This window comes from Streptomyces sp. NPDC060209, from assembly GCF_042728155.1.
Taxonomy (GTDB): domain Bacteria; phylum Actinomycetota; class Actinomycetes; order Streptomycetales; family Streptomycetaceae; genus Streptomyces.
Genome location: NZ_JBHWZS010000284.1, coordinates 1 through 11,177 on the forward strand (window position 1 = coordinate 1; position 11,177 = coordinate 11,177).

Here is an 11,177-nt window from a genome sequence, read left to right on the forward strand (position 1 = left end):
GTACGATCCCGGATCTGCGGACCGCACCAGGCCCGGGACCGGCCGGCGGCCGGCCCCGGATCCAGGTGGTCAGCCCTGCTGCCGGGACGGGCGGCGCAGCCACGCCGCCCAGCGGGCGCGTCCCGCACGCTCCGACCACCGGCGGCCGAGCTCCGCCCGGCGTTCCGAGACCGCCCAGATCACCCGGATGGCCGAACGAGGTGCGAGCGTCGCCCGCAGCCTGCCCCAGCGGCCGGCCGAGGCCCACAGCCCTGCCCGAACGGCCCGTACGTCCTCGGCCGGCGCGGAGGCCGTGCCCGGCTCGGGTGCGTACAGCACCTGCTCCACCGCTCCCGCCACCCGGTGGATCGCGGCGGCCGCCGAGCCCTGGAGGCCGCCCAGCCGCACGACACGCGCCGCGGCCTTGCGTGGGGTCTGCGACTCGTCCGGCGGAATGCCGTGATCCCACGCCGTATCGGTGATCTCCTGCCAGGCGGCCAGCACCCTGGCCACCGCGTCCGAGGGCGTACGCCCTCCCGAGGAGCCGAGCCGCCGGTCACGGGCCCGCATCCGCCAGAGCATCGGCACCAGCGGGAGCGTGAGCACCACCAGCGAGCCGAGCACCCACAGCGCAATCGTGCCCGCCGGGGTGCCCGGATCGGCTGAATCCACCGCACCGGGAGCCGTGGACGCACCGCACTCGCCCTGCCGTCGCATCTGAGCGGGGCAGGACTCCGAGGTGGAGGGGGCTGCCGTGGGCGCCGCGGAGGCACCGTCCGTCGGCAGCGCGGGATCGCTGGGGTCCTGCGAGGGCGTGTCCGGCCGGGTGTACGCCGGGGTGGTGCCCCGGGACGGCGTCGGCTCGAAGCGGGTCCAGCCCACGCCCTCGAAGTACAGCTCGGGCCAGGCATGCGCGTCCCGCAGCCCGACCGACACCGAACCGTCCGCCTGGACCGTGCCAGGCGTGAAGCCCACCGCGACCCGGGCCGGGATCCCCAGTGTCCTGGCCATCGCCGCCATCGTGAAGGAGAAGTGGACGCAGAAGCCCTCCTTGTCCTTCAGGAACCGCTCGATCGCGGCGGTACCGGTACCCGACGTCACCGTCGTGTCGTACCGGAAACCGCCCTCCGACGAGAACCAGTCCTGCAGCTTCACGGCCCGCTCGTAGTCGTTGGCCGCATCCTCGGTCACGCGCTCGGCGGTCTCCTCGACCACATCGGGCAGCGACGGGGGCACCCGCGTGTACTCACGGGCCAGGTCCGAACGCGGTGCCATCGCCCCGGCGAGCTGCGAGGCCGTCGGCTCCACCACCAGACTGCTGACCTCGTACCGTGCGCCGCGCGTCGTCTGGCCGTCGTCGCCGACGAGGGTGCGCCCCTCGGGCTCGTACCGCCAGCGGCCCTGGACCTCCACCTCGCTCGCAGGGTAGGGGAGCGGCAGGTATGTCTGCTGGTACGAGCGGGACGCCGAGATGTTCGTCCGGATCTCGGTGACGGCGACATCCTCGCCCAGCCCTGCCGGCTGCGGCAGCCTGTCCGGGACGTCACTCAGCCGGCGGGTCGACGGCCGCCACTCGCTGCCGCTGAACTGGTCCAGGGCCAGGATGCGCAGGTAGAAGTCCTGCGGGTTCCCGGAGTTGGTGCGGTACGTCATCACCTCCCGGTTCTCCGGCTGATTGAGATTGTTCTGCAGCGAGACCAGCGGGTTCACCGCGGAGATCGTGCCCCCGCCGCTCCCCCTGCCCGACCCGCCGCCCGTGCCGTCCAGCAGCCCGCCGTCCAGAGCGGGGAGGGCCGCGGGCACGGCCAGCGCGATGCCCAGCGCCACCGCGCCGATGCGCCGCCCCGTACGCACCGACGCCAGGGCCCGCCCGGACCCCTCCAGGCCGGCCGCCAGACCGCCTGACGTACGGGACACTCCACCGAACACCCGTCCCCACTGGGACAGCCGGTCCCGGCCCTCGGCCAGCAGGAGGAGCAGATAACCGCACGCCGCGAGCAGGAACCAGAGCCATCCCGCCCCGCCGTCGGACAGCCCGGCCGCGACCGAGTAGAGCGCGAGCAGCGGCAGACCGGCCGGAGCCGCGGCGCGCAAGGTCACCGCGAGTACGTCCACGATGAGCCCGATCAGCAGCACTCCGCCGATCAGCATCAGCCGGATGCCGTCCGTAGCCGGTGCGGGGATGGCGTACCTGCCGACGTCGTCGGAGCCCAGGGTCAGCACGTCGGCGAGGCGTTGGACCGCCTGGGGCCCGGGCAGCACACCGAACAGGGCATGCTCCCTGGCGAACGCCGCGGTCAGCGTCAGCAGGGTGACGATCACCTGGAGGGAGACCGTCAGGATCCGGGCCAGCCGCATCCGGCGGGCGAGCGCACCCACCCCGCTCTGAACGGCCAGCAGGAACGCGGCCTGCAGGACCCACCCCGAAGTCTCGACCAGGGGCAGCAGGGCTCCCGCCGCCATCATCGTGGCCGCGAAGGCGCACAGCGCCAGTCTGCTGCGCCCGCTCATGACCAACCCCCGGAGAGCCCTGTCGTCGTTCCGGCCACGGAGGACTGCGCACCGGGGCCCTCCTGGCCCGCCTGCTGCCAGAGCCGGGCGAGCTCCACCCCGGGTGGCACCGCCATCGCCGTCCATCCCGCTTCACGCAGCTGCCGCAAGCGGTCGGAGGCCGGCGCGGAAGGCACGGCCTCTCCGCCGCGCGCCCAGTCGTCGCTGTCCAGCACGAAGGCGACGGCCCCGCGGCTGCGCTGCCGCATCCTGGCCGCCACGGCCGTCTGCTCCAGGTCGAGGTCGCCGAAGAACGCCACCAACAGCCCCTCGTTGCTTCCGCGCAGCACGTCGTGCGCGCGGGAGAGGCCGCCCCCGTCGGAGTGATCGACGACCGCGAGGGTGTCCATCATCAGACCCGCCGATTCCGCGGACTCCTGGGTCGATCCGGCGAAGCCGTCGGTGCTCTCACCCGGCACGGCGCTCCCCTCGTCGGTGAGCAGCCGCACCGCGAAGCCGCGCTCCAGCATGTGCACCAGTGCGGACGCCGCGCCGGACACCGCCCATTCGAAGGCCGATCCGGGTCCGGCGCCCTGGTAGGCGATCTGCCGGGTGTCCAGCAGCACCGTGCATCTGGCCCGCTGCGGCTGTTCCTCGCGCCGCACCATCAGCTCGCCGTAGCGCGCGGTGGAGCGCCAGTGCACCCGTCGCAGGTCGTCACCGTGACGGTAGCCGCGCGGAATGATGTCGTCCTCGCCGGCCAGCGCCAGGGACGACCGTCTGCCGTCGCCGTATCCGGAAGCGTCCCCGGCCAGCCGCAGTGCCGGAAGCGGCTCGGTGCGGGGGATGACGACGAGGGTGTCGTAGGTGCTGAAGGACCGCGTCAGCTCGCACATCCCGAAGGGATCGCTCAGCTGCAGCTGCAGCGGCCCCAGCGGATAGCGCCCGCGCAGGTCGGAGCGGACCCGGTAGGACACCTCCCGCACCCCGCCCGGCTCCACCCGGTCCAGCACGAACCGGGGCCGGGGGCCGAGAACGTACGGAACGCGGTCCTGGAGCATGAGCAGGCCCGTGTGCAGCCGGGACACGTTGTCCATGCGGAGATGGACCCTCGCCTCCGAGCCCGCGGGCACCCGCGACGGCGACAGCCGCCGGCTGCCGACCACCCTGTAGCGGGTGCGGTAGAGGACGGTGACGCAGACCAGCGGCAGCACTGCCAGCAGCAGGCCGACCCGGAGCAGATCGCCCTGGCCCAGCACGTAGGCGCAGACCGCCGCCGCCATACCGGCGGCCAGGAAGGACCTCCCCCGCGTCGTCAGTCCGCCCAGAGCCGCTCGCAGACCGCCCTTGTCGTCGCTGTCGTCCACAGGGCCGGGTGCCCCGGCCGTCATCACAGCCGCCGGACGCCGGGCTGCCGGCCGTACACCGGGCTGCCGGTCCGGTGCTGGGGCTGTGCGGGGGCGGGAGCGCCGCCCGACGTCGGCACGGGTGTGCGCTGCAGGATGTCCAGCACGACCTGCTCGGCCGTACGTCTGTTGAGCTGCGCCTGGGCCGTGGGCAGCAGCCGGTGGGCGAGCACCGCGACCGCGAGGGCCTGGACGTCGTCCGGCAGGGCGTAGTCCCGCCCGCTCAGCGCGGCCGACGCCTTGGCGGCGCGCAGCAGGTGCAGGGTCGCACGGGGGGAGGCCCCCAGCCTGAGGTCCGGGTGCTGACGGGTGGCGGAAACCAGCTCCACGGCGTAGCGCCGGACGGCCTCGGCCACGTGGACCTTGCGCACCGCGTCGATCAGCTTCACGATGTCGTGGGCGTGCGCCACCGGCTGCAGGTCGTCCAGCGGTGAGGCCCCGCCGTGGACGTCGAGCATCTGGAGCTCGGCCTCGGCGCTCGGGTATCCGATCGACACGCGGGCCATGAAGCGGTCGCGCTGCGCCTCGGGGAGCGGATAGGTGCCCTCCATCTCCACCGGGTTCTGGGTGGCCACCACCATGAAGGGATCGGGCAGCTCGTAGGTCTGCCCGTCGATCGTGACCTGGCGCTCCTCCATCGACTCCAGCAGTGCCGACTGGGTCTTGGGCGACGCGCGGTTGATCTCGTCGCCGATCACGATCTGGGCGAAGATCGCGCCCGGCTTGAACTCGAAGTCCCGTTGCTGCTGGTCGAAGATCGAGACCCCGGTGATGTCCGAGGGCAGCAGGTCCGGTGTGAACTGGATGCGCCGCACCGAACAGTCGATGGACCGTGCCAGCGCCTTGGCCAGCATCGTCTTGCCGACGCCGGGCACATCCTCGATCAGGAGGTGTCCCTCGGCGAGCAGCACGGTCAGCGAAAGCCGTACGACCTCAGGCTTGCCCTCGATCACACCCTCGACCGACCTGCGTACCCGCTCCGCTGTGGTGGTCAGATCTGTGAGGCTCGCTCGATCGTCATAGGTCGTCACCCGGCCCTCCTCGGCCCTTGTGCACGGGCCGACGCACAAAGCTGCCGGGCCCGCCCCGAAATACGGACACTCTCCGGAGGACCCGGAGAGATGTCACACCCGCATTCTTGTTGCCGTTACCGCTTCGTGTCACTCGCCTGTGGATAAGTGGGCGCGATATGCCGGATGTGGCCCGTATGTCGAGGGTGCTTCAGGAGGCGGGAAGGATCTCGCGCAGCTGACCGGTGGTCACGTCGAAGACGAAGCCGCGGATGTCGTCCGTGTGGAGGAGGAACGGCGAGGTGCGCACGCGCTGCATCGACTGCCGTACGTCCTGGTCGGCGTCCGAGTAGGCCTCCACCGCCCAGACCGGGCGCTGGCCGACCTCGAGCTCCAGCTCCTGCCGGAAGCCCTCGGTGAGCGACTCCAGGCCGCAGTTCGTGTGGTGGATCAGTATGACGCTGCGGGTACCGAGCGCCCGCTGGCTGATCGTCAGCGACCGGATGACGTCGTCGGTGACCACGCCGCCCGCGTTGCGGATGGTGTGGCAGTCGCCGAGTTCCAGGCCGAGCGCGCGGTGGAGGTCGAGGCGGGCGTCCATGCAGGCGACCACGGCGACCTTCAGTACGGGCCGCGCGTCCATGCCCGGGTCGGTGAAGGCCTCCGCGTAACTCGTGTTCAGTTCGACCAGGCGGTCGGTGACTGTTCCTCCGGAACGGGCGGCGGAGGTGGCGGGGGAATCGGTCTCGGCGGAAGACTGCGCAGAAGTCGACATAACTATGACGTTAACCTTCGCGACCGCGCCTGGCGTGCTGTGGAAGGGGACAAAGAACGTCAACGTGGCTTGTTGTGAGGTAACCCACAGGCCTCACGCCCGGACACCCGACCGGGTGAGGTTCCCGGCGCCGCCGTGGAGGTGCGACGCGCTGCGCGGTTCGTTGATCGGGAATGGATCGAATGGCAGGGTGGACTAAAGTGACGCGAAGTTACCGACACGCCTGCACATTCTGCATATTTTTACATTTTCGAGTTCCCCGTGATGTGCGGCGTACATGCGGCCCGGCCCTCTCCCGCCCGCGGCCGGCCGACGCCTCCTTCCCCGGCGCCGGCCGACCTCCCCTTCCGGGCGGGTGGGGACCAGACCGTATGTACGGCCCCACGGGACAGAGCCTGAGAGGGCGCTTTGAGCCAGACCCGACATGTCCCGGTGATGCTCCAGCGATGCCTGGACCTGTTGGCCCCGGCTCTGGAGGCGACGGGACCACAGCCCCCGGTCGTCGTCGACTGCACCCTCGGGCTCGGTGGGCACAGCGAGGCTCTGCTCGCCGCCTTCCCCACGGCCCGGCTGGTCGCCCTGGACCGGGACAAGGAGGCTCTGAGGCTCTCCGGCGAGCGCCTCGCCCCCTACGGCGACCGCGCCACCCTGGTGCACGCCGTCTACGACGAACTGCCCGAGGTCCTCGACCGGCTGGGCATCCCCAAGGTCCAGGGAGTGCTGTTCGACCTCGGTGTCTCCTCCATGCAGCTGGACGAGGCGGACCGAGGCTTCGCCTACGCCCAGGACGCGCCGCTCGACATGCGCATGGACCAGACGACCGGCATCGGCGCGGCCGAGGTGCTCAACACCTACCCGCCGGGCGAACTCGTACGGATCCTGCGCGCGTACGGCGAGGAGAAGCAGGCCAAGCGCATCGTCTCGGCCGTCGTGCGCGAACGCGAGAAGGAACCCTTCAGCAACAGCGCCCGTCTCGTCGAGCTGATCCGCGACTCCCTCCCGCAGGCGGCCAAGCGCACCGGCGGCAATCCGGCCAAGCGCACCTTCCAGGCCCTGCGCATCGAGGTCAACGGTGAACTCACCGTCCTGGAGCGGGCCGTTCCGGCCGCGGTGGGGAGCCTCGCCGTCGGCGGCCGGATCGCCGTCCTCTCGTACCACTCGCTCGAGGACCGCCTGGTCAAGCAGGTCTTCGCGGCCGGTGCGGCCAATACGGCGCCGCCCGGACTGCCCGTCGTCCCCGAGCGCTACCAGCCCCGGCTGAAGCTGCTGACCCGCGGCGCCGAACTGCCCACCGAGGAAGAGGTCGCCGAGAACCGGCGTGCCGCCCCCGCCAGGCTGCGCGGCGCCCAGCGGATCCGCGAGGAGGAGCGGTGAGCGGATCCCGCCGGGCGGGCCGGACGCAGAAGAGGACGGTGGAACCGCGGTGACCAGGACGGCCGAGCAGATGAAGGGGAGGGCCGGCCGGCTCGCCCGGCTGATGCCGTCCGGGCCGAGCACCGCCGCCCGCACCCCCTTCGTCCTGCTGGTCGTGCTGCTGCTCGCGGGTGGCCTGATCTCGCTCCTGCTGCTGAACTCGGCTCTCAATGAAGGATCGTTCAGGCTGAGCAAGCTGAAGAGGGAGACCACCGAGCTCACAGACGAGCAACAGGCCCTCCAGCGGGACGTCGACGGCTACTCCGAGCCCGACGCGCTGGAGCGCCGGGCCAGGGAGCTCGGCATGGTGCCCGGCGGCAGCCCCGCCTTCCTGAACCCGGACGGCACGGTCAGCGGAGTGCCCGAGCGGGCCACCGCCCAGCCTTCCTCCCCCACCGCGGCCCCGAAACCCGGGGCGAGCGCCGCAGGGCCCGCCGGGACGGCCTCCCCGTCCGGCTCCGCATCGTCCTCCGCTTCCCCCGCGACGCCCTCCACGACACCGACCACCCCGCCCCCGACCAGCTCCGGCAGGTGACGCAGTGCCGTCCAAGGAACCGCCGCGCCGCCGCGTACCCGGCCCCGCGCGATCCCGTAACGCGGCCGGCGGATCGGGGCGCCCCCGGCCCGCCGCCCGTGCCGAGGACCGGCGTCCCCGGCGTCCGGCGGCGGCCGGCAAGCGGCGTGGCGGTTCCGCGCAGCCCATCCGCCTGGGCAGCCCGCGCCCCCGGCTGCGCCTGATCAGCCTCTGCCTGACCCTTGTCATGCTGGCGTTCGTCGTCCGGCTCCTCCAGGTCCAGGCGGTCGACGCCGGCACGTATTCCGCCAAGGCCGAGAAGAACCGGTACCTGGAGTACACGATCGCCGCCGAACGCGGCGAGATCACCGACCGCGGCGGCATCGCCCTGGCCACCAGCGTCGACGCGCACGACATCACCGCCGACCCCAAGCTGTTCACGCCCGAGGACAGCAAGGCGCCGGACGCCCCGCAGCAGGCGGCGGCCCTGCTCGCCCCGATCCTCGACAAGGACGAGGCGGAGCTGGCGAAGAAACTCTCCACCCCCAAGAGCCGCTACACGGTGCTGGCACGGAGGCAGACCCCGCAGGTCTGGAAGCAGATCAAGGACCTCAAGTCCGTCTTCGCGGAGAAGGCGGCCGAGGACAAGGCGAACGGCGGCCCCGGAGCCAATGTGCTGGCCGGAGTCCTCCAGGAACCCACCACCAAGCGCGTCTACCCCAACGGCGACCTCGCCGCCGGGATACTGGGCTTCGTCAACGCCGAGGGCAAGGGCGGCGGCGGCCTGGAAGCACAGCTGAACAAGGAGCTCCAGGGCGAGGACGGCAAGATCCGCTACGCCCAGGCGGGCGGCCGTCCCGTGCCGACCGCCGGCTCCACGGAGATCCCGGCCGTCGCCGGCACCGACGTCGAGCTGACGATCGACCGCGACATCCAGTGGGCGGCCCAGCGCGCCATCGCCGACCAGGTCGAGAAGTCCAAGGCCGACCGTGGCTACGTGGTCGTCCAGAACACGAAGACCGGCGAGGTGCTGGCCATGGCCAACGCTCCCGGCTACGACCCGAACGACCTCGCGCAGAGCAATTCCGCCGCCCTGGGCAACGCGGCCCTCCAGGACGTGTACGAACCCGGCTCCACCAGCAAGGTCATGTCCATGGCCGCGGTGCTGGAGGAGGGAGCGGCCACCCCCGGTACGCACGTCACCGTCCCCAACCGGCTGCACCGGGGCGACCGGCTCTTCAGGGACGACATCGACCACCCGACCTGGTACCTCACGCTCAACGGCGTACTCGCGAAATCGAGCAACATCGGCACCATCCTGGCCACCGGGCAGCTGGGGAAGACCCAGGCCGAGGCCAACAAGGTCCTGTACTCCTACCTGCGCAAATTCGGCATCGGCAGCACCACCGGGCTCGACTACCCGGGTGAGTCGCCCGGCATCATCGCCAAGCCACAGGACTGGTCGACCTCGCAGCAGTACACGATCCCGTTCGGCCAGGGGCTCTCCCTCAACGCCATGCAGGCCGCATCGGTCTACCAGGCCATCGCCAACGGCGGGGTCCGGATCGAGCCGACCCTCGTCCGCGGGACCAAGGACGCGGACGGCCGCTACACGGCGTCCGAGGCGCCCGGACGGACCCGGGTGGTCAGCGAGAAGACGGCAAAGACCCTGGCGAAGATGCTGGAGTCCGTGGTGGACGACGAGGAGGGCACCGGGGCCAAGGCCCACATCCAGGGCTACCGGGTCGCGGGCAAGACGGGCACGGCCAACCGCGTCGATCCGGTACGGGGCGTCTACAAGGGCTACACCGCCTCCTTCGCCGGCTTCGCCCCCGCCGACGATCCTCAGATCACCGTCTACTGCGCCATCCAGAACCCCACCAAGGGCAGCTACTTCGGCGGCCAGATCTGCGGACCGATCTACAAGAAGGTCATGGAGTTCGCCCTCAAGACCCTCCAGACACCTCCGTCCGGCAGCGATCCCGCCCGGCTGCCGGTGTCCTTCAAACCCGGCGAGTAACTCGGGGGAACCCTCAGTGACGACCATCACCCCTGATCCCGGGAACCGGAACGAGAAGTACCGCGACCCCGGCCCCTCACTTCGCGAGAGGCCGGGTCCGCCCGGTACGCTCACCGCCGTGCCCCACGCTGATCAGTGTCAAACCACTCAGAAGGACGCGCCTGTGACCTACCCGGGAGCGCCCCGACCGGACCGGCTCCGGCCGACGTCCCTCGGAGAGCTGGCCGCCCGGCTCGGTGCCGGACCGCAGGATTCCGGTGAGGTCACCGGCATCACCCACGACTCCCGGGCCGTGCGCCCCGGTGACGTGTACGCGGCCCTGCCCGGTGCCCGCTTCCACGGTGCCGACTTCTCCGCCCAGGCCGCGGGGCTCGGCGCGGCCGCGATCCTCACCGACCCGGCGGGCGCCGAACGCGCCGCCGTCACCGGCCTCCCGGTCCTCGTCACAGAGGACCCGCGCGGCCGGATGGGCGACATCGCGGCCGAGATCTACGGACGGCCGGGCGTCGGCCTCCTCCAGATCGGCATCACCGGAACGTCCGGCAAGACCACCACGGCGTACCTCGTCGAGGGCGGGCTGCGCGGCGCCGGACGCAGCACCGGACTGATCGGCACCGTCGAGATGCGGATCGGCGACGAGCGCATCAAGTCGGAGCGCACCACCCCCGAAGCCACCGACCTCCAGGCCCTGTTCGCCGTCATGCGCGAACGCGGTGTCGAGGCGGTCGCCATGGAGGTCTCCAGCCACGCCCTGGTGCTCGGCCGGGTCGACGGCTGCGTCTTCGACGTCGCCGTGTTCAACAACCTCAGCCCGGAGCACATGGAGTTCCACTCCGGGATGGAGGACTACTTCCAGGCCAAGGCGCAGCTGTTCACCCCGCAGCGCAGCAAGCTCGGTGTCGTCAACTTCGACGACGAGTACGGCCGCAGGCTGGTGAAGGAGGCGTCCGTCCCGGTCGTCACCTTCTCCGCGGAGGGCCACCCGGACGCCGAATGGCGGGCCGAGGACGTCGAAGTCGGCCCCCAGGACAGCACCTTCACCGTGATCGGCCCCAAGGGTGAGCGAGTCACCGCCAGGGCTCCGCTGCCCGGCCCGTTCAACGTCGCCAACACCCTCGCCGCGATCGTCACCCTGGCCGTCGCGGGCGTCGACCCGCAGACCGCCGCGGACGGCGTCGCGGCCGTCCCCGGTGTTCCCGGCCGGCTGGAACGGGTCGACGCCGGACAGTCGTACCTCGCGGTCGTCGACTACGCGCACAAGACCGACGCCGTCGAGTCCGTCCTGCGATCCCTGCAGAAGGTCACCGAGGGCCGGGTGCACATCGTGCTCGGCTGCGGCGGCGACCGCGACACGACGAAGCGCGGCCCGATGGGCGCCGCCGCGGCCCGGCTCGCCGACACCGCCGTACTGACCTCGGACAACCCGCGCTCCGAGGACCCCCTCGCGATCCTCTCCACCATGCTCGCCGGTGCCGCCGAGGTGCCCATCCACGAGCGGGGCGACGTCATCATCGACGCCGACCGGGCCGGAGCCATCGCCGAGGCCGTCGTCCGCGCCGAGGCCGGGGAC

At 71.7% G+C, this 11,177-nt stretch carries 8 protein-coding genes; 4 read left to right on the plus strand and 4 right to left on the minus strand.

The genetic code is table 11. The features are described from left to right. Positions 1 to 69 precede the first annotated feature (69 nt). The 4 genes from ACFWFI_RS34700 to ACFWFI_RS34715 all read right to left on the minus strand — a co-directional run bounded on the left by ACFWFI_RS34700 (position 70) and on the right by ACFWFI_RS34715 (position 5,660). Entirely contained in the window at positions 70 to 2,490 is a 2,421-nt protein-coding gene (locus ACFWFI_RS34700; RefSeq protein WP_387398215.1) for a transglutaminase TgpA family protein, read from the minus strand. Beyond that, a complete protein-coding gene (locus ACFWFI_RS34705; protein WP_387398217.1) occupies positions 2,487 to 3,860 on the minus strand; it encodes a DUF58 domain-containing protein in 1,374 nt (457 codons plus the stop codon). Before ACFWFI_RS34705 ends, ACFWFI_RS34700 begins: the two co-directional genes overlap by 4 nt. Then, positions 3,860 to 4,906, minus strand: coding sequence for an AAA family ATPase (locus tag ACFWFI_RS34710; protein WP_387398219.1), 1,047 nt, complete (start codon positions 4,904 to 4,906; stop codon positions 3,860 to 3,862). Before ACFWFI_RS34710 ends, ACFWFI_RS34705 begins: the two co-directional genes overlap by 1 nt. A 190-nt stretch (positions 4,907 to 5,096) precedes the next feature. Further along, a complete protein-coding gene (locus ACFWFI_RS34715; protein WP_387398221.1) occupies positions 5,097 to 5,660 on the minus strand; it encodes a beta-class carbonic anhydrase in 564 nt (187 codons plus the stop codon). 408 nt (positions 5,661 to 6,068) lie between these two features. Here ACFWFI_RS34715 and rsmH point away from each other — a divergent pair, with 408 nt between their 5' ends. From rsmH to ACFWFI_RS34735, 4 genes are all read left to right on the plus strand, one after another. Further along, positions 6,069 to 7,034: a 16S rRNA (cytosine(1402)-N(4))-methyltransferase RsmH gene (gene rsmH, locus ACFWFI_RS34720; RefSeq protein ID WP_387398223.1), complete on the plus strand. Its 966-nt coding sequence runs from the start codon at positions 6,069 to 6,071 to the stop codon at positions 7,032 to 7,034. Between the two features lie 49 nt (positions 7,035 to 7,083). Continuing rightward, a complete protein-coding gene (locus tag ACFWFI_RS34725; RefSeq protein ID WP_387398225.1) occupies positions 7,084 to 7,608 on the plus strand; it encodes a cell division protein FtsL in 525 nt (174 codons plus the stop codon). Positions 7,609 to 7,612: 4 nt separating this feature from the next. Beyond that, positions 7,613 to 9,607, plus strand: a complete 1,995-nt coding sequence (locus tag ACFWFI_RS34730) for a peptidoglycan D,D-transpeptidase FtsI family protein (RefSeq protein WP_387398227.1) — start codon at positions 7,613 to 7,615, stop codon at positions 9,605 to 9,607. 16 nt (positions 9,608 to 9,623) lie between these two features. After that, on the plus strand, positions 9,624 to 11,177 hold a 1,554-nt coding region (locus tag ACFWFI_RS34735), incomplete at its 3' end, for a UDP-N-acetylmuramoyl-L-alanyl-D-glutamate--2,6-diaminopimelate ligase (protein WP_387398229.1).

What these genes read in the sequence shown, in the direction of transcription:
- ACFWFI_RS34715 (WP_387398221.1), bottom strand. Translation starts at nt 5,660, where the DNA reads ATGTCGACTTCTGCGCAGTCTTCCGCCGAGACCGATTCCCCCGCCACC.
- ACFWFI_RS34705 (WP_387398217.1), bottom strand. Translation starts at nt 3,860, where the DNA reads ATGACGGCCGGGGCACCCGGCCCTGTGGACGACAGCGACGACAAGGGC.
- ACFWFI_RS34700 (WP_387398215.1), bottom strand. Translation starts at nt 2,490, where the DNA reads ATGAGCGGGCGCAGCAGACTGGCGCTGTGCGCCTTCGCGGCCACGATG.